The sequence below is a fragment of the Mycobacterium sp. IDUB_5 genome (genome assembly GCF_055419565.1).
Genome location: NZ_JBVAXX010000002.1, coordinates 719,396 through 738,325, shown reverse-complemented (window position 1 = coordinate 738,325; position 18,930 = coordinate 719,396). Strand labels below are relative to the sequence as shown.

Annotated in this window: 16 protein-coding genes; 12 read left to right on the top strand and 4 right to left on the bottom strand. The window is 68.3% G+C overall.

What is annotated here, in order from left to right; all coding sequences use genetic code 11:
* Positions 1-193 precede the first annotated feature (193 nt).
* From ACZY1G_RS08825 to ACZY1G_RS08815, 3 genes are read left to right on the top strand one after another with little or no spacing between them, the layout of a single operon-like run.
* Complete coding sequence (locus tag ACZY1G_RS08825) at positions 194-550, top strand: bifunctional 3-phenylpropionate/cinnamic acid dioxygenase ferredoxin subunit (protein ID WP_463822151.1); 357 nt, start codon at positions 194-196, stop codon at positions 548-550.
* Entirely contained in the window at positions 547-1,746 is a 1,200-nt protein-coding gene (locus tag ACZY1G_RS08820) for an NAD(P)/FAD-dependent oxidoreductase (protein ID WP_463814987.1), read from the top strand. Before ACZY1G_RS08825 ends, ACZY1G_RS08820 begins: the two co-directional genes overlap by 4 nt.
* A 33-nt stretch (positions 1,747-1,779) precedes the next feature.
* Positions 1,780-2,913 (top strand): aromatic ring-hydroxylating oxygenase subunit alpha, encoded by a 1,134-nt coding sequence (locus tag ACZY1G_RS08815; protein WP_463822150.1) that lies wholly within the window; start codon positions 1,780-1,782, stop codon positions 2,911-2,913.
* Positions 2,914-2,918: 5 nt separating this feature from the next.
* Here ACZY1G_RS08815 and relZ read toward each other — a convergent pair whose 3' ends face one another.
* The gene (gene relZ / locus ACZY1G_RS08810) at positions 2,919-4,625 is read right to left on the bottom strand and encodes a bifunctional ribonuclease/(p)ppGpp synthase (RefSeq protein ID WP_463814989.1); all 1,707 of its coding nucleotides are present in this window, start codon (positions 4,623-4,625) and stop codon (positions 2,919-2,921) included.
* A 32-nt stretch (positions 4,626-4,657) separates the two neighbouring features.
* Between relZ and purB the strand changes: the two genes are divergently transcribed.
* From purB to ACZY1G_RS08795, 3 genes are read left to right on the top strand one after another with little or no spacing between them, the layout of a single operon-like run.
* Entirely contained in the window at positions 4,658-6,088 is a 1,431-nt protein-coding gene (gene purB / locus ACZY1G_RS08805) for an adenylosuccinate lyase (RefSeq protein ID WP_463814990.1), read from the top strand.
* Positions 6,085-7,323: a cytochrome P450 gene (locus ACZY1G_RS08800; RefSeq protein ID WP_463822149.1), complete on the top strand. Its 1,239-nt coding sequence runs from the start codon at positions 6,085-6,087 to the stop codon at positions 7,321-7,323. Before purB ends, ACZY1G_RS08800 begins: the two co-directional genes overlap by 4 nt.
* Before the next feature lie 11 nt (positions 7,324-7,334).
* Entirely contained in the window at positions 7,335-7,889 is a 555-nt protein-coding gene (locus tag ACZY1G_RS08795) for a DUF1707 SHOCT-like domain-containing protein (RefSeq protein ID WP_463822148.1), read from the top strand.
* Here the strand turns inward: ACZY1G_RS08795 and ACZY1G_RS08790 are convergent.
* The gene (locus ACZY1G_RS08790) at positions 7,886-8,518 is read right to left on the bottom strand and encodes a hypothetical protein (protein WP_463814993.1); all 633 of its coding nucleotides are present in this window, start codon (positions 8,516-8,518) and stop codon (positions 7,886-7,888) included. The genes ACZY1G_RS08795 and ACZY1G_RS08790 overlap by 4 nt on opposite strands.
* Before the next feature lie 52 nt (positions 8,519-8,570).
* Between ACZY1G_RS08790 and ACZY1G_RS08785 the strand changes: the two genes are divergently transcribed.
* The 6 genes from ACZY1G_RS08785 to ACZY1G_RS08760 all read left to right on the top strand — a co-directional run bounded on the left by ACZY1G_RS08785 (position 8,571) and on the right by ACZY1G_RS08760 (position 17,859).
* Positions 8,571-9,464, top strand: coding sequence for a phosphoribosylaminoimidazolesuccinocarboxamide synthase (locus tag ACZY1G_RS08785; RefSeq protein WP_463822147.1), 894 nt, complete (start codon positions 8,571-8,573; stop codon positions 9,462-9,464).
* A complete protein-coding gene (locus ACZY1G_RS08780; protein ID WP_463822146.1) occupies positions 9,461-11,584 on the top strand; it encodes a S9 family peptidase in 2,124 nt (707 codons plus the stop codon). The genes ACZY1G_RS08785 and ACZY1G_RS08780 overlap by 4 nt, the downstream gene beginning before the upstream one ends.
* On the top strand, positions 11,581-12,066 hold the full coding sequence (locus ACZY1G_RS08775) for a glutathione peroxidase (protein ID WP_463822145.1): 486 nt from the start codon (positions 11,581-11,583) through the stop codon (positions 12,064-12,066). The genes ACZY1G_RS08780 and ACZY1G_RS08775 overlap by 4 nt, the downstream gene beginning before the upstream one ends.
* Before the next feature lie 69 nt (positions 12,067-12,135).
* A complete protein-coding gene (locus ACZY1G_RS08770; protein WP_463822144.1) occupies positions 12,136-12,840 on the top strand; it encodes a DUF2334 domain-containing protein in 705 nt (234 codons plus the stop codon).
* A 26-nt stretch (positions 12,841-12,866) separates the two neighbouring features.
* A complete protein-coding gene (locus ACZY1G_RS08765; protein ID WP_463822143.1) occupies positions 12,867-14,507 on the top strand; it encodes an FAD-binding dehydrogenase in 1,641 nt (546 codons plus the stop codon).
* A 55-nt stretch (positions 14,508-14,562) separates the two neighbouring features.
* On the top strand, positions 14,563-17,859 hold the full coding sequence (locus ACZY1G_RS08760; RefSeq protein ID WP_463822142.1) for a helix-turn-helix transcriptional regulator: 3,297 nt from the start codon (positions 14,563-14,565) through the stop codon (positions 17,857-17,859).
* On the opposite strand, the gene ACZY1G_RS08755 is transcribed toward ACZY1G_RS08760, so the two are convergent.
* Together ACZY1G_RS08755 and ACZY1G_RS08750 are read right to left on the bottom strand one after the other, a co-directional pair.
* Complete coding sequence (locus ACZY1G_RS08755) at positions 17,840-18,220, bottom strand: SgcJ/EcaC family oxidoreductase (protein ID WP_463822141.1); 381 nt, start codon at positions 18,218-18,220, stop codon at positions 17,840-17,842. The two genes, ACZY1G_RS08760 and ACZY1G_RS08755, sit on opposite strands and share 20 nt — an antisense overlap.
* Entirely contained in the window at positions 18,207-18,914 is a 708-nt protein-coding gene (locus ACZY1G_RS08750; RefSeq protein ID WP_463822140.1) for an SDR family NAD(P)-dependent oxidoreductase, read from the bottom strand. Before ACZY1G_RS08750 ends, ACZY1G_RS08755 begins: the two co-directional genes overlap by 14 nt.
* Positions 18,915-18,930 lie beyond the last annotated feature (16 nt).

Genomic DNA, 18,930 nt, shown 5'->3' with positions numbered 1-18,930 from the left:
CGACGGGACTGGTCGCCGCATGGCCCGCATGATGCGGCGACCAGTGCTTTCATCGTCGGAAGAGGGTCAGGAAACTCACAGTGAGAGATGCCCCCGTTCGGCTTGACAAGGTCTGTGACGGCCCACACACTGTTGCGTATTACGAATTGCGTTCCTTAATACGCGTCATCTAACCGAAACAGGAAGGCAACACATGCTCGACGTCTGCCCGCTTTCCGACCTGCCGCCGGGCGAGTCGGTCCGCGTCGTCGCGGACCCGCCGATTGCCGTCTTCCACACCGAAAGTGGCGAGGTCTTCGCCATCGACGACACGTGCTCGCATCAGGATGCCTCACTGGCCGACGGATGGCTCGAAGGCTGTGAGGTCGAATGCCCGCTGCACGCGTCGCGCTTCAACCTGCGTACCGGGGCCGTCGACGCGCCTCCCGCCAAACTGCCCGTGCGCACCCACACCGTCGTCATCGACGACGGCATGATCCGCGTCGAGCTCAGCACCGAGAAGCCCAACCTCCCGCCCGACATCCGCGCGCGTCTCGGCCAGGGGCAATGATGCAGCACATCGCCGTCATCGGAGCATCGCTGGCCGGCCTGTCGGCCGTCAGAGCCCTGCGCGCGCAAGGGTTCACGGGCCGTATCACCGTCATCGGCGACGAGGCCCGGCGGCCGTACGACCGCCCGCCGCTGTCGAAGGATTTCCTCGCCGGCGTCGTGACCGAGGAGGACCTGAGCCTCGAAGACACCGACGACCTGGCCGCCGAGTGGTTGCTCGGCTCGGCCGCGACCGCACTCGACACCACCTCGAACACCGTCGAACTCGCCGACGGACGCCGCGTGCACGCCGACGGGTTCGTGATCGCCACTGGATCGCGCGCCCGGCGCTGGCCCGGCTGCGAGGCGATGGCCGGAATCCATGTCATCCGCACCATCGACGACGCGATCGCGCTGCGCTCGGAACTGCGACCAGGCGGTCAGATGGTCGTGATCGGCGCGGGCTTCATCGGAGCCGAGGTCGCCTCCACCGCAAGAAAACTCGGTATGAACGTGACCGTCGTCGAGGCCGCGCCGACACCGTTGCAGGTGCAACTCGGCGCGCGCCTGGGCGCGGTCGTCGCGCAGGCGCACGCCGCCCACGGCACGACACTGATCTGCGGCGTCGGGGTGGCGGGCCTGACCGGGCAGAAACGCGCGCCGCGCGACTCCGACTGTGTGGACCGGGTCACCGGAGTGGACCTGGCCGACGGTCGCCACCTGCCGGCCGACGTCGTTGTCGTCGGCATCGGCGGAATCCCGAACATCGAATGGCTCCAGGGCAGCGGCCTGGACCTCGGCAACGGCGTCATCTGCGGCCCCAGCGGCCAGACGAACATCCCCAACGTCGTCGCAGTCGGTGACTGCGCGGCCTGGCACGACGCGTCGACCGGCGTCGCGCGTCGCGTCGAGCACTGGACGGGCGCACTCGAGCGGCCCGCGATCGCCGTCGCCGCGCTCCTGTCAGGCGGGCTCGACTGCGGCACCGCCGTCAAGGCGCCGTACTTCTGGTCTGATCAGTACGGCTCGCGGATCCAGTTCGCGGGCAACGCACTTCCCGACGACGAGGTCACCATCGAAGTGGGCAGCTGCGAGAGCGGCAGTTTCCTCGCCACCTACCGGCGTGCCGGGCAGCTGGTCGCCGTGCTCGGCGTGGACCAGCCCAAGCTGTTCACCCGGTGGCGCCGCCAACTCGCGGCACCTCCGGTTGCCGTCTGATACTTGCAGTCCCGCCTCATTCTCAGGAGTCCCATGACCACGTTCGAAGCGGCGCCTCAACTACCCGAGAGCCTCATCTCCACGCTGGCCGGCCACTACTACACCGACCCCGAGGTCTTCGCGCTCGAGCAGCAGAAGATCTTCGAGGCCATGTGGTTCTGTGTGGTGCGCTCCTCGGATCTGGACAAGCCCGGTGCCTTCAAGACGGTCCAGGTGGGCCGTGAGAGCGTCCTGGTCACCAGATCACGCACGGGAGCGGTCAACGCGTTTTTCAACGTCTGCCGTCACCGCGGGGCTCAACTGTGCACCGAGCACAGCGGCGAGGTGCGACGGGCATTCCAATGTCCTTATCACGCATGGACATACGATCTGGACGGCAAGCTCATCGCCGCCCCGAACCTGACCAAGATGCCCGACATCGACAGGGTCGAGTACGGGCTGCGAAAGATCGCCGTGCGCGAATGGCTGGGATACGTGTGGGTGTGTCTGGCCGACGAGCCGCCGTCCTTCGAGGGCACGGTGATGCAGGAGATCGTCGATCGCCTGGGCGACCTGGAGTCGATCGACGGCTACGGCATCGCCGAGCTGAGCGTGGGCCGCCGCATCGTCTACGACGTCAAGGCCAACTGGAAGTTGATCGTCGAGAACTTCATGGAGTGCTACCACTGTGCCACCATCCACCCCGAACTGACCGAGGTGCTGCCCGAGTTCGCCGATGGTTACGCAGCCCAGTACTACGTCGGACACGGCGCCGAATTCGGCGAGGAGGTCCAGGGTTTCACGATCGACGGCTCCGAAGGTCTGGATCACATCCCCGGCGTCACACCAGAGCAGGACCGCCGCTACTACGCGATCACGGTGCGGCCGCAGGTGTTCGTGAATCTGGTGCCCGACCATGTGATCGTGCACCGGATGTTCCCGGTGGCCGCCGACCGCACCGTGGTCGAGTGCGACTGGCTGTACCTGCCTGACGTCGTCGAATCGGGTCGTGACGTCAGCCATTCGGTGGAACTGTTCCACCGGGTCAACAGCCAGGACTTCGAAGCAGCCGAACGGTGCCAGCCGGCGATGAATTCGCGGGTGTACCGCGCCGGCGGCGTGCTGGTGCCCAGCGAGCACCACATCGGAGCCTTCCACGACTGGCTGCGCGGCATGCTCGCGGTGTGAGCGCCTCAGGTCAGACGTTCGGACCTGTTCTCCAGCAACTGGATTCGATGTGAATTGCCGGGCAGGTCGATGTAGCGCCTGCCGTACGCCGCGAGCAGTGCGTCATCGAGACGCCGCACCGCACCCGGCGGGAAGCGATAGTCCATCGCGGCGTTGACCGCGTCGGTGTCGACCCTGGCCAGCGCAGCGTCGACCTCGTCGATCGAGTCGATGCCGAGATCGAGGAGCAGGCCGGCCATCCAGCCGTAGTGGTCGGTGCGTGACCAGCCGGCGTCGGGGAAGCGGTTGGCGAGATACGTGGCCAGCACCGGCGTCGGAATGCCCGCCTCACCGGCGCTCTGCGGCCGTTCGGCCGGCGTGGTCGACCGCAGCCGCTCCCGGATCGCCGAGAACTCGCGGTCGGCGAGCTCCAGCAGGCCCGCGGCGAGGGTGAACCGCCGATCCAGGTCGGGGGCGTCCTCCTCGGGGATCGAGCCCTTGTAGCGGACGTCGTGCTCGAACTCCGCCCACGCGTGCTGCAGGATCGTGCGCACCTGCACCGATGCCGGCTGCTGCTCACCCTCGGTGGCCAGCAGCAGATGCCGGCTGGCATACCCCCACCGGCCCTCGCTGGCGGTTTCCACCCCCATGTCGCGATCGTCGAGCAGCTGCATCTCCTGGCCGAGCAGACGCGCGACCGCGGCGACGTCGTCGCGCAGATACGTGATCACCCGCAGGCCGATCTGATCGGTGATCTCCGAGAGCGGATCGGCGTACAGCCGGCGCCCGTCCACGTGCCGGTCGGCCTTGGCGGCGAACGACGCCACCGACTTGGTGCGCGCCGTCACGCTCAGATAGTCGATGCCCGCGTCGTCGAGGAGCGCCGTCACCATCGTCAGGTACCGCGTGGTGGAAGCCACCAGCTGCGGGCGCCGCTGCGTGTAGGTCGCGATCGCCTCGTGCACAACCCCGGGTGTCGGCTCGGGCGGGGCGGGTGTCAGGTCCGACGGCAACGTCGGCGTCACGATGCATCCGGTCTCGGCGTCGCCGTAGAAGGTCAACCCCTCGGGACGGCGGGCGGCGTAGAGCGCCACGTAGGCGCAGACGACGGCGTCGACGGGATCTTCCACGCGACGCAATTCGCTTTTGCGTTCGGCACTTTCGGCGTTCACCCGCAACCGCGCCCAGTCGGGGGAGTCCGCCACTCGCAGCGAGGGCTCCGCGGTCGCCAGCCCCTCGACGAGATCCATCAACCGCAGCAGCTCGGCCTGCAGCTGCGCCACCGAACGGCCGGGCTTCGCCTTGTATTTCAGCGTGCGGCCCAGCCGGAACAACGCCACCGTGGCCGCGTGCGGATACACCTCGAGCGCGCGGCGCGGCGCGTGGCCGCGCGGATCGATGTCCAGATCGAGGGCCTCGGCGAGCCGCCCCGCCCTCGTCCCGTCCGCGAACTCCGGCTTGCCCATGTTCGACGGATGCGCGCCGGCCTGGAACTTCGCGAAGTCGGCATTGAGCGCCCGCTCGGCCGGCCGCTGGCCGGTCGGATTGCGCACCACGATCGGAGCGTCGATGCCCACCACGCACTCGCCCCCCACATACGGCGCGACCATCGAGCGGATGCTCGCGTCGTCGGTGGCCGCCGACGCCGCCACCAGCCTGCCGGCGTCGTCGACGATGGCGACACCGGTGGGTTTGCGCTGGCCCCACGCCAGGTCCAGACCGACGAAATACATGGCCCCTACTGTGCCCGATAGGCTGTTGGGCCGTGAGCAACCGCGCGTCGATTCCCGATGTCCTGGCCCATCGCTACGCCAGCGAGGAGATGGTCGCGATCTGGTCGCCGGAAGCCAAGATCGTCGCCGAGCGTCGGCTGTGGCTGGCCGTGCTGCGGGCGCAGGCCGAACTCGGCGTCGAGGTCCCTGCCGGTGTGGTCGACGACTACGAGCGCGTCCTGGAGAACGTCGACCTCGACTCCATCGCGGCGCGGGAACGGGTCACACGCCACGACGTCAAGGCCCGCATCGAGGAGTTCAACGCACTCGCCGGCCACGAGCACGTGCACAAAGGCATGACCAGCCGCGACCTCACCGAGAACGTCGAACAGATGCAGATCCGGCGGTCGCTGGAACTCGTCCATGCGCGCGGCATCGCCGTCGCCGCCCGGCTCGCCGAGCGGGCCGCGCTCTACCGCGACCTCGTGATGGCCGGCCGCAGCCACAACGTCGCAGCCCAGGCCACCACGCTGGGCAAGCGGTTCGCCTCCGCCGCCGAGGAGACGCTGGTCGCACTGCGCCGCATCTCCGAACTCATCGCCCGCTATCCGTTGCGCGGCATCAAGGGGCCGATGGGCACCGCCCAGGACATGCTCGACCTGTTCGACGGCGACACCGCCCGACTGGCCGACCTCGAGACGCGGGTCGCACAGTTCCTCGGCTTCACCGACATCCTGACCAGCGTCGGCCAGGTGTACCCGCGCTCCCTCGACCACGACGTGGTGTCCGCACTCGTGCAACTCGGCGCCGGCCCGTCGTCGTTCGCGCACACCATCCGCCTGATGGCCGGCCACGAACTGGTCACCGAAGGCTTCGCGCCCGGCCAGGTGGGCTCGTCGGCGATGCCGCACAAGATGAACACCCGCAGCTGCGAGCGGGTCAACGGGCTGCAGGTGATCCTGCGCGGATATGCCTCCATGGCCGCGGAATTGGCCGGCGCGCAGTGGAACGAGGGTGACGTGTTCTGCTCGGTGGTACGCCGTGTCGCGCTGCCCGATGCGTTCTTCGCCATCGACGGGCAGACCGAGACGTTCCTCACCGTGCTCGACGAATTCGGTGCGTACCCGGCGGTGATCCAGCGCGAGCTCGACCGCTACCTGCCGTTCCTGGCGACGACGCGCATCCTGATCGCCGCGGTGCGCGCCGGCGTGGGCCGCGAGACCGCGCACGAGGTGATCAAGGAGCACGCCGTCGCGGTGGCGCTGGCGATGCGCGAGCGCGGCGCGGAACCCGACCTGCTGGACCGGCTGGCCGCCGACCCGCGGCTGCCCCTGGACCGCTCTGCCCTCGACGGCGCGCTGGCCGACAAGGCGGCCTTCACCGGCGCGGCCGCCGATCAGGTGGACCGGGTCATCGCCGCCGTCGACGATCTCGTCGCGCGCTATCCGGGCGCGGCCGACTACACCTCGGGCGCCATTCTGTGACGGCACCCGCGGACGCTTCGACTTCTGGGTGGCGCGGGATCGACCTCACCGATCTCGACAACTTCGCCGCGGGCTTTCCCCACCAGCTGTTCACGCGCCACCGCGAGCACGCCCCCGTGTACTGGCACCCGCCGACCGAGAACACCCCCGACGGCGAGGGTTTCTGGTCGGTGGCCACCCATGCGGAAACCCTTGCCGTGCTGCGCGATCCGGACACCTACTCGTCGGTGACCGGTGGTGACCGGCCCTTCGGCGGCACCCTCCTGCAGGACCTGCCGATCGCCGGTCAGCTGCTCAACATGATGGACGACCCGCGCCACGCCTCGGTGCGCCGTCTCGTCAGTTCCGGCTTGACGCCGCGGATGATCCGACGCGTCGAGGACGACCTGCGGGTGCGGGCTCGCCGGCTGCTGGACGCCGTCCGGCCGGGCGAGCCGGTGGACGTGGTCACCGAGATCGCGGCCGAGATCCCGATGCAGATGATCTGCATCCTGCTGGGCGTGCCGGAGACCGAACGGCATTGGTTGTTCGAAGCCATCGAACCGAGCTTCGACTTCGGCGACGCCCGCAGCGCCACCATCTCACGGCTCTCCGTCGAGGAGGCCGGCTCCCGGATGTTCGCCTACGGTCAGGAGCTGATCGCCGCGAAAAGGGCCGCGCCCAGCGATGACATGCTGTCGGTGGTGGTCAACTCCACCGACCCCGAGCTGTCCGACCTGGAAAGCTATCTGTTCTTCAGCCTGCTCTTCAGCGCCGGGGCAGAGACCACCCGCAACGCGATCGCCGGCGGGCTGCTCGCGCTCATCGAGAACCCGGCCGCGTACGCCGCCGTGCATGCCGAGCCGGCCGCACTGCCGACGGCGATCGAGGAGATGGTCCGGTGGACTTCTCCCTCGCCGTCGAAGCGCCGCACCACGACCCGACCGACGACACTGGGTGATCACCACATCGACGCCGGGCAGAAGGTTCTGGTGTGGGAAGGGTCGGCCAACCGCGACGCGGCGGTGTTCGCCGACCCCGACCGGTTCGACGTGGCCCGAAAACCCAACCCTCACCTGGGTTTCGGGCAGGGCGTGCACTACTGCCTGGGCGCCAACCTGGCCCGGCTGGAGCTGCGGGTGATCTTCTCCGAACTGCTGAGCCGGTTCTCGGCCATGCGGCTGGCCGCGCCGGCGGAGTGGACGAGAAGCAACCGGCACACAGGTCTGCGGCACCTGATGGTAGTGATGGAGTAGTGACTCCGGACATGAGAGCGTCCGACGCCGATCGCACTGCGGTGATGCAGATCCTCGAGCAGGCGGTGGGCCACGGCATGCTGACACTCGACGAATACAGCGAGCGCGCCGATGTCGCGCTGGCCGCTCGCACCCGCGGTGAACTGGACACGGTGATCGCGGACCTGCCTCACGTGCGGCGTCAACCGGTGCCGGCGTCAGCACCCGAGGAGGTGCGCAGTTGGATGTCGAGCATCACCCGTAAAGGCCAGTGGACCGTGCCGCCGCATCTTCGAGTGATCACCCGGATGTGTTCGACGACGCTCGATTTCACCTCCGCCGTGGTGCCGGGTCCGGTGGTGCGCATCGACGTCGACGACTACTGCAGCTCCACCGACATGATCCTGCCCGACGGCGCCACCGCGGACCTCAACGCCGTGAACAACGTCGGTTCGTCGTTGTCGGTGAAGGTGCCGACCGCCCCGACGGCGACCGGTTTGCATCTCGTCGTGACGGGCAAGGTGCGGTTCGGCTCCCTCACCGTGCGGCATCCGTTCGGTGCGACGCTGCGCCGGTTCCTGCGTTAATCCGGGGCTCGAAAGCTCGTGGCCCGGATGCCCGTCGCCCGCAACTCGAGGGCCGCCAGCCCGCGGATCGCCGCCCGATCCTGGCTGCGCCACGCACCGACCGGGTCGGCGGTGACGGCCGCGAGCTTGGGCAGCGGACGGTTGGCCAGCGCCCGCAGCGCGAGCAGCTCCTCGCCGGCGAGCGTCGACGCCAGTGTCACCGCGGTCCACTGACGACGGAAGAACCGCACCCGCAGAAACAGCCACGGCATCATCAGCGCCAGGATCGGGGGAGCGGCCACCGCCAGCGCCAACAGCCAGGCCAGCCACCCCGCGGTCACACCGAGCGACTGGCCTGCCCCGGCGATCTCCCTGGCGGCGTCACCGGCCGCGCTGAGCGGTTTGGCGAGCGAGTCGCCGATGAGCGGCACGTCGCCGGCGCTGTTGCCGGCCGAGTCGAGATTGCCCGCCACACCGTTGGCGCCGCTCTGCACCTGATAGCCGAACTCGGCGATCACCGCCACGGCCGAGTGCACCGCCAGGCCGACGAACACCCAGACGGTGGTCCAGGCGACGATGACGACGTCGCTGAACAACTGCCGCAGCAGCCGCGCCGGCGTCGTGGCATAGGGAACCCACCGCGATTTCATGCGATCGATCACAGCACACAGAGCGCCCACGATGGCCCGATAGGCTGACCCGATGCGTCCCGCTCTGTCCGACTACCAGCACCTGGCCAGCGGCAAGGTTCGTGAGCTCTACCGGGTCGACGAGGGACACCTGCTGTTCGTCGCGACCGACCGCATCTCGGCCTACGACTACATCCTCGACAGTCAGATCCCGGACAAGGGCCGCATCCTCACCGCGATGAGCGTGTTCTTCTTCGACTTCCTGCCGGTACCCAACCATCTCGCCGGCCCGCCCGACGATCCGCGGATCCCCGAGGACGTGCTGGGCCGCGCGCTGCTGGTGCGCCAACTCGACATGCTGCCCGTGGAGGCCGTCGCGCGTGGCTACCTGACCGGCTCGGGGCTGATCGACTACCAGAAGACCGGCAGCGTCTGCGGGATCGACCTGCCCCCGGGTCTGATGGAGGCCAGCCGCTTCGCCGAGCCGCTGTTCACCCCGGCGACCAAGGCCGACCTGGGCGACCACGACGTCAACATCAGCTACGACGACGTCGTCGACCTCGTCGGCAGCGCACGGGCCGAGGAGCTGCGCGACCTGACCTTGCAGACCTACCGCCACGGCGCCGAGCACGCACTCACCACAGGCATCATCGTCGCCGACACCAAGTTCGAGTTCGGGGTCGACGCCGACGGTGTGCTGACCCTCGCCGACGAGGTGTTCACCCCCGACTCGTCGCGCTACTGGCGCGCCGACGACTACACCGAAGGTGCCGTGCAGAACAGTTTCGACAAGCAATTCGTCCGCAACTGGCTCACCGGCCCGGACTCGGGATGGGACCGGCACGGCGACCGACCGCCACCGCCGTTGCCGTCGGACATCGTCGAGGCGACCCGAGCACGATACATCGAAGCCTACGAACGCATTTCGGGTCGAAGCTTCGCGGACTGGATCGGAGGACAGCGGTGAAGCCGCCGGTGGCGAAACGTGTCGAGCATCGACGAGAGCACCACGGTGACGTGTTCGTCGACCCCTACGAGTGGCTGCGGGAGAAGGACAGCGCCGAGGTGATCGACCTCCTCGAAGCGGAGAACGCCTTCACCGAGCACGTCACCGCAGATCTGGCTCCGCTGCGGCAGTCGATCTTCGACGAGATCAAGGCCCGCACCAAGGAGACCGATCTGTCGGTGCCGACGCGGCGCGGCGACTGGTGGTACTACGGACGCAGCTTCGCCGGCAAGCAGTACGGCGTGCACTGCCGGTGCCCTGTCACCGATCCTGACGACTGGACGCCGCCGCACCTGACCGAAGACGCCGACATCCCGGGGGAGCAGGTCCTGCTCGACGAGAACGTTGAAGCCGAAGGGCACGACTTCTTCTCCCTCGGTGCCGCCAGCGTCAGCGTCGACGGCAACGTGCTCGCCTATTCCGTCGACGTCGTCGGGGATGAGCGATACACGTTGCGGTTCAAGGATTTACGGACCGGAGAGCGTTACGACGATGAGATCGTCGGGATCGGCGCCGGGGCCACCTGGGCTGCCGACAACAAGACCGTCTACTACGTGACCGTCGACGACGCATGGCGGCCCGACACCGTGTGGCGACACCGGCTGGGCGCCGGCCTGCCCGCCGAGAAGGTGTATCACGAACCGGACGAACGGTTCTGGGTCGCCTGCGGGCGCACACGCAGCAACCGGTACGTGATGATCGCGGCGGGCAGCGCGATCACCTCCGAGATGCGTTACGCCGACGCGGCCGACGCGGACGCGGACTTCACCATCGTGTGGCCCCGTCGCGACGGTGTCGAGTACTCCGTCGAACACGCCGTCGTCGCCGACGAGGACCGGTTCCTGATCCTGCACAACGACGGTGCGGAGAACTTCACTCTTGTCGAGGCGCCAGTCGCCGACCTGTCGGCCACGCGCACCCTGATCGAACATCGTGACGATGTCCGCCTCGATGCCGTCGACGCGTTCGCCGATCTGCTGGTGGTGAGCTACCGCAGCGAGGCGCTGCCGCGGATTCAACTGTGGCCCCTACGGGGTCGCGGCTACGGTGAGGCGCGCGAGGTGAGCTTCGACTCCGAACTGATGTCGGTGGGGCTGTCCGCCAACCCCAACTGGTCGGCGCCGCGCTTGCGGATCGGGTCGACATCGTTCGTCACGCCGGTACGGATCTACGACCTCGACCTGACCACCGGTGAGCGAGTTCTGCTGCGCGAGCAACCGGTGCTCGGCGACTACCGGCCCGAGGAGTACGTCGAACGCCGAGACTGGGCGATCGCCGAAGACGGTGCGCGCGTGCCGTTGTCGATCATCCACCGGGTCGGTGTCAGCGCGCCCGCACCGCTGCTGCTCTACGGCTACGGCGCCTACGAATCGTGCGAGGACCCGCGGTTCTCGATCGCCCGGCTCTCACTGCTCGACCGCGGCATGGTGTACGCGGTCGCACACGTACGCGGCGGCGGCGAACTGGGCAGGCCGTGGTACGAGCACGGCAAGCTGTTGGAGAAGCGGAACACGTTCACCGACTTCATCTCGGCGGGACAGCATCTCGTCGACACAGGCGTCACGACAGCCGAGACGATGGTGGCCTACGGCGGCAGCGCGGGAGGCCTGCTGATGGGCGCGGTCGCCAACATGGCGCCCGACCTGTTCGCCGGCATCCTGGCCGCCGTGCCGTTCGTCGATCCGCTCACCACGATCCTCGATCCGTCGCTACCGCTGACGGTCACCGAGTGGGACGAATGGGGCAACCCCCTCGATGATGCCGAGGTCTATCGGTACATGAAGTCCTACGCGCCGTACGAGAACGTCGAAGCCAAGCGCTATCCCGCGATCCTGGCGATGACGTCGCTCAACGACACCCGCGTCTACTACGTCGAACCCGCGAAGTGGGTGGCCGCGCTGCGGCACGCGCAGCTCGACCCCGACAGCGACGGAGCCCGCGTGCTGCTGAAGACCGAGATGAACGCCGGTCACGGAGGCATCAGCGGACGCTACGAACGCTGGAAGGAGACCGCATTCCAGTACGCGTGGATGCTCGATGTGGCGGGATTACGGGGAGCCGACGTAGCGTCGGCTCCATGAGCATTGCTGACACTGCCCTCACCACTCTCGACGGCGAAACCACCACGCTGGGTGAATTGGCCGGCGGCGCCGCGCTGGTGGTCAACGTCGCCTCCAAGTGCGGCCTCACGCCGCAGTACAGCGCTCTGGAGCAACTCGCCAAGGACTACCGCGACCGCGGTCTGACGGTGATCGGGGTGCCCTGCAACCAGTTCATGGGACAGGAGCCCGGCACCGCCGAAGAGATCCAGACGTTCTGCTCGACGACGTACGGTGTGACGTTCCCGCTGCTGGCCAAGACCGACGTCAACGGGCCCGACCGGCATCCGCTCTACGCAACGCTGACCGAGACCCCCGACGGCAGCGGCGAGGCAGGTGACGTGCAGTGGAACTTCGAGAAGTTCCTGCTCGCGCCCGGCGGCGAGGTGGTCGCACGGTTCCGGCCACGCACCGCACCCGACGCGCCGGAGGTCATCGCGGCGATCGAGCGCCTCCTCGGGTAGCCGCCATAGTTCAGCAACACGAGTCGTGGAGTTGTCCATCGTGACACCTGACGTTGCGACACTGCTGCAGTGGCAGGACAACTGATCGTCTCGATCTCCGGAGCCAGCGACCGCACCATCGACGACGTCGCGGCATTCCACGGGCAGCTCGCGCGGCGTGGCGTGCCGGCATCGTTTCTGGTGGCGCCACGGTTGAAAGGCGGGTACCGGCTCGACCGTGATCCCAGTACCGTCGAATGGCTCGGCCGGCGCCGTGACGCCGGTGACGCGATCGTGCTGCATGGCTACGACGAGGCCGCCACCAAAGCGCGGCGCGGGGAGTTCGCGACGCTGCCCGCGCACGAAGCCAACCTGAGATTGATGGCGGCCGACCGGGTCCTCGAACATCTCGGGCTGCGCACCCGATTGTTCGCCGCGCCCGGCTGGAACGTCTCCGACGGTGCCATAACCGCGTTGCCGCGCAATGGATTTCGGGTGATGGCAGGGCTGGGCGGCATCACCGATCTGGTCCGCGGTACGACGGAACGAGGGCGAGTGCTCGGCATCGGTGAGGGATTCCTGACGGAACCGTGGTGGTGCCGCACCGTCGTGCTCGCCGCCGAGCGCACCGCGCGCCGAGGCGGCATCGTCCGGGTCGCGGTCGCCGCGCGACATCTGCGCCGGCCCGGTCCCCGACAGGCCATGCTCGACGCCGCCGACCTGGCGTTGATGCACGGCTGCGCACCCACTGTGTACGCGTGGCGCACCCCGGAAGCGCTGTCCGACGCCGCCTGAGGGGTTCCGCTCGCTACATTGGCCGCATGGCAGATGATGCTGACGTCATCGTGGTCGGCGCCGGCCTTGCTGGTCTGGTCGCGGCATGCGAGCTGGTCGAGCGGGGCCGTCGCGTGCTCATCGTCGACCAGGAGAACGCCGCCAACGTCGGCGGCCAAGCGTTCTGGTCCTTCGGCGGGCTCTTCTTCGTCGACAGTCCCGAGCAGCGGCGCCTGGGCATCCGGGACAGTCACGAGCTGGCGCTGCAGGACTGGCTGGGCACCGCCGGCTTCGACCGCCCCGAGGACCACTGGCCGAAGCAGTGGGCGCACGCCTACGTCGACTTCGCAGCCGGCGAGAAGCGCCGCTGGTTGGGAGACCGGGGGCTCAAGGTCTTCCCGCTCGTCGGATGGGCCGAGCGCGGCGGCTACGGCGCCCAAGGCCACGGCAACTCCGTGCCCCGCTTCCACATCACCTGGGGCACCGGGCCCGGTCTGGTCGAGATCTTCGCGCACAGGCTCACCGGGCCGCGGGTGCGTTTCGCCCACCGTCACCGCGTGGACGAGCTCATCGTCGAGAACGGTGCCGTCGTCGGTGTGCGCGGCGCGGTGCTCGAGCCGTCATCCGCGGTACGTGGCGCCCCGTCGTCACGAAACAGCATTGGCGAGTTCGAATTTCGCGCCCAGGCGGTCATCGTCGCCAGCGGCGGCATCGGCGGCAACCATGACCTGGTGCGGGCGAACTGGCCGGCCCGGATGGGTCGGGTCCCCGAGCAGCTCCTCAGCGGTGTGCCCGAGCACGTGGACGGGCGGATGCTCGGGATCTCCACGGCGGCCGGCGCCCACATGATCAACAGCGACCGGATGTGGCATTACACCGAGGGCATCACCAACTACGACCCGATCTGGGCGCGCCACGGAATCCGCATCCTGCCCGGCCCGTCGTCGCTGTGGCTCGACGCCACTGGCCGGCGATTGCCGGTCCCGCTGTATCCGGGCTTCGACACCCTCGGCACGCTGGAGTACATCTGCCAGACCGGACAGGACTACACCTGGTTCGTCCTGAACAAGCGCATCATCGACAAGGAGTTCGGCCTCTCCGGGCAGGAGCAGAATCCGGACCTGACCGGTCGCAGCGTGCGCCTGGTCCTCGAGCGCGGTCGCAAGGGCCCCGCGCCGGTGCACGCGTTCGTCGACAAGGGCGTCGACTTCGTCACCGCCGACACGCTGGGTGAGCTGGTGGCGAAGATGAACGCGGTGCCCGACGTGGTGCCGCTGGACTTCGCGACGGTCGAGGCCGAGGTGACCGCACGCGACCGGGAGGTGACGAACAAGTTCACCAAGGACAGCCAGATCACCGCGATCCGTGGGGCGCGCGCCTACCTGCCCGACCGGGTGAGCCGCGTCGTCGCGCCGCACCGGCTGACCGACCCCAAGGCCGGCCCGCTGATCGCGGTGAAGCTGCACATTTTGACCCGAAAGTCGTTGGGCGGCCTGCAAACCGATCTCGACTCCCGGGCCCTGGGGGCGGACGGCGCCGCGGTGCCCGGGCTGTACGCCGCCGGTGAGGCCGCCGGTTTCGGCGGCGGCGGGGTGCACGGGTACCGCTCGCTGGAGGGCACGTTCCTCGGCGGCTGCGTGTTCTCCGGACGCGCCGCCGGCCGTGCCGCAGCCCGCGACGTGCGCTAGATATACGCCCTTATGCTGATGTAAAGCCCTGCACAGACGTCACACGCTGATTAGCATGAGCGCGACTGAGTGGGGCGAACCTGGCGTGACCGAGCTGCCGACCGGAACCGTGACGCTGTTGCTGGCAGACGTCGAGGGGTCGACACGGCTCTGGGAGACCCAGCCCGACCAGATCAAACCGGCGATCGCCCTGCTCGACGAGGTGCTGCGGGACCTCACCGGTGTTCATCGAGGCGTCCGACCGGTGGAGCAGGGGGAAGGTGACAGCTTCGTCCTCGCGTTCGACCGGGCCAGCGACGCCGTCGCCTGCGCGGTGGACCTCCAGCGCGCACCGCTGGCGCCGTTGCGGCTCCGCATCGGTGTGCACACCGGTGAGGTCGAACTGCGCGACGAAGGAAACTACGTCGGGCCCACCATCAATCGCACCGCCCGCCTGCGAGATCTGGCGCATGGTGGTCAGACGGTCATCTCGTCGGCAACCGAAGCGATGGTCGTCGATCACCTGCCCGCCGGTGTCTGGCTGAACGATCTGGGCACCCACCTGCTGCGCGACCTTCCTCGCCCCGAGCGGGTCATCCAGCTCTGCCACCCCGACCTGTGCAACGAGTTCGCGCCCCTGCGTGCGACCACCAGCACATCCCAGCGGCTCCCCAGACCCCTGACGACTTTTGTCGGCCGGAGTGGCGAAAAGGCAGAAGTGGTCGATCTCGTGACGAGCAACCGACTCGTCACGTTGACCGGCGCCGGCGGGGTGGGGAAGACGCGGATCGCCCTCGAGGTCGCAGCAGACGTCGTGCCGGTGTTCACCGACGGCGTGTGGTGGGTGGATCTCGCGTCGTTGACCGATTCTCGCGTTGCGCCGCTGGCGGTCGCGCGGACGGTGGGTCTACCCGATCAGCCTGGCCGCTCGGCCGCCGACACCCTCGTCACGTTCTGCGGTGAGCGACGGATACTGCTCGCCCTCGACAACTGCGAGCATCTGCTGGACGCCTGCAGCGAGTTGGTGGCCACGCTCATCGAGCGCTGCCCAGGCGTCACGGTCCTGGCCACCAGTCGCGAACCCCTCGGCTTCACCGGCGAGGTGGTGTGGCGCGTCCCCTCGTTGCCCTTCGACACCGAAGCGGTGGAGCTGTTCGTCGACCGCGCACAACGGGCGAGACCGGACTTTCGCCTCGTCGAGGGTTCGTCGGATGTGGTGACAGAGATCTGCCGCCGCCTCGACGGCATGCCACTGGCCGTGGAACTCGCGGCCGCACGTGTCCGGACACTCACTCCGATGCAGATCCGGGACGGCCTCCACGATCGGTTCCGGCTGCTGACGGGCGGCGCGCGCTCGGCGGTACGACGTCAGCAAACGTTGCGAGCGTCTGTCGAATGGTCGCATGCACTGTTGACCGATCTGGAACGCACCCTGCTGCAGCGGCTTTCGGTGTTCATGAACGGGTTCGACCTCGATGCGGCAGAGGCAGTGGGTGCGGGCGGCGGCGTCGACTCTGGCATCGAGCGCGTGCACGTGCTGGATCTGCTGTCGCTTCTGGTGGACAAGTCGCTGGTGATCGCGGAAGACAACGACGGTGCGATGCGCTATCGGCTTCTCGAGACGGTGCGCCAGTACGCACTCGAAAAGCTCGGCGAGTCCGGTGAAGCGGACAGCGTCCGGACACGGCATCGAGACCATTATTCCTCCGTGGCAAAGCATCTCGAGTCGACCGATGCCCCCGGACGCCTGCAGCTGATCGCGTGGGCGGAGCGTGAGATCGACAACCTGCGGGCGGCCTTCATGTGGAGCCGCGAGAACCACGACTTCGTCGCGAGCCTGGAACTGGTGACCTCCCTGCACGACCTGTGGTTCCGCCGCGGGCGACAGAACGAGGGGGTGGTTGCGCTGACCGCCTTGCTCGAGGACCCGCTCTGTCGGGGCGCGGTGCCCGCCGACCTGTGGGTGCGCGGCGTCGTGGATCACGCCATCTTGGCTGCCGCGGTGGCCGTGCCAGTCGACGAGGAGCGTGCATGGGAGGCGCTGGCTTGTGCGCGTGACCTCGGCAATGCCGCCCTGGTGTCACGCGCTCTGCTGGCCTGCGGGATGGTGACGTTCTACGACCTCGCGCGGGCGCACGCGTGCCTCACCGAAGCGACCGAGCTGGCCGAGATTTCTGGTCACCGAGAACAGATCGGCCCCATCCGCATCATGGAGGCCATCACCAAAGTCTTCGCAGGCGATCCCGTCGCAGCCGAAGAAGCCGCGGTGGCGGGCGCGGTGGCGGCGGAGGACGTGGGCGACCATTTCTTCGCGGCGCACGGCCGCATCTGGCTGGGGGTGGCGCTCTGGCATCAGGGCAGGCTGGCCGAGGCGCAGTCTGCGTTCGGTGAGTTCGATTCCGGTGTCGCCTGCGAGGACCCGGTCACAAAGCTCTTCTGGCTCGTCGGGCGGGCTGGGCTTGCAAGCCACGCCGGTGACCGCTACACCGCATCCGCGATCGCGGCGGAGGCGATAGCGGCGTCGCAGGACGCCGGGGGCCTCTTCGCTGACACGGTCTACACCGTGGACGCGCAGATCGCACTGCTCACCGGTGACGGTGAAAGAGCTCTGGAGGCCTGCGAAACCGCGTGGGCCAATACGAATCCACTGCGGGAGGCCTACGTTCGATCTGCCAATCCGATGCCGTTGGCTCTGCTCGCCACCGGCGACGTCGCCGCCGCCCGTCGGTGGGTGGATGAGGCGGTCGCCTGCGTTCCCGGCTACTTCCAGGCGCCGGCACTGCTGGGACGTGCGCTGATCGCCCTCGCGGAGGGCCGGCCGGCTAGTGCCCTCGACGACCTCTGTGCTGCACTGACCGTCGTGGCGTCGTTCCGGGCCTATCTGCGCTTACCCGACATACTGGAGTGTCTGGCCCGCGTGCTCGCCGACAACGGGGAGTCGACGGTGGCTGTTCGACTGCTGGGTGGTGCGAACGGGGCGCGTGAGCGGTCGGGAGAAGTCCGCTGGCCGCACTTTCGGCCCAACTTCGAGGGCGCCGAGCAGGCGTGTCGAGAGACCTTGTCTGACAATGAGTTCGACACATTGTGGGCTGAAGGGATGGCCCTGACGCCCGATGAGATCATCGCCTATGCGTTGCGCGGTCGCGGGCGTCGCCGTCGTGCGTCGTCCGGGTGGTCGGCATTGACCCGTGCCGAAGTCGACGTGGTCCGTCTGGTCGCAGAAGGATTGACCAACAAGGACATCGGCAAGCGGCTGTTCGTGTCACCGCGCACGGTGCAGACCCATCTCACGCACGTCTACGCGAAACTGGGTGTGTCCTCGCGGGTGCAGCTCGTACAGCAGTACCAGCCGGTCACACCGGGGGTGCGCTGACCTGGTACTGCTGGATACGCCAGCCGTCGGTCCCGAGGGTCAGCGCCACACCGAGCCTCAGCGCGACCACCGTGCCGTCGGGCCGGTGGAAGTCGGCGGAGCCGTAGCCGAGCACCACCCGCTCGGCGGGGCGACGGACTTCGTCGACGCGGTAGCGGACCGTCATACCGAAGGGTTGCCCGTCGTAGTAGCGCCGCACCCCGTCGCGGCCCACCGTGTAGGGGGCCAGCCCCTGGAAGACAGCGTCCTCGGAGAACACCGCGGCAACCCGATCGGCATCGTGTGCGTCGATCCCGGCCTGCCACTCGTCGAGGACGGCGCGCAGGATGTCATGGTCAGTGTCGTCGTCAGTGTCCGGCACTCTGTCCTCCGTCGACGTGCAGGATCTCCCCGGTGACGAATCCTGCCTTCTCCAAATACATCACGGCGTCGACCACATCGTCGAGGGTTCCGAGTCGGCCGACCGGCTGCAGCGCGGCGAGGAAGTCGTGCGTCGACGGATCGTGCATCGGTGTGTCGATGGTGCCCAGGGCCACGGCATTGACCCGGATGCTCCGCTCGGCGAACTCGATGGCCAGCGATCTGGTCGCGGCGTCCAGTCCTCCTTTCGTCAAGGACGCGAGGACCGACAGGACCTGCTTGTCGGCCTGATCGACGAGGCTCGTCGAGATGTTCACGACGTGCCCACCGTGCTCGAGCATCGCCGCGACGGCGGCGCGGGTGACTTCGAAGAACCCTCGGGTGTTCACCCCGACCACCGCGTCGAAGTCGGCGTCTGTGTACTCCGTGAACGGTTTGGCAATGAAGATGCCCGCGTTGTTGACGACGGTGTCCACCCGCCCGAAACGGGCGAGTGCGGCGTCGACGAGGTCGGCCCCGACGCCCGGCTGGGCGATGTCGCCCGGCACGGCCAGGACCATGGGATCGGCACTGGGGGAGATGGTGCGCGAGTTGGCGACGACGGCGTAGCCGAGCCGGCGGTATCCGGCGACGAGCGCCGCTCCGATGCCCTGGGAGGCGCCGGTGATGACTGCTACTGGAGACGTGTTTGTCATGTCCTGCTCAACGTGG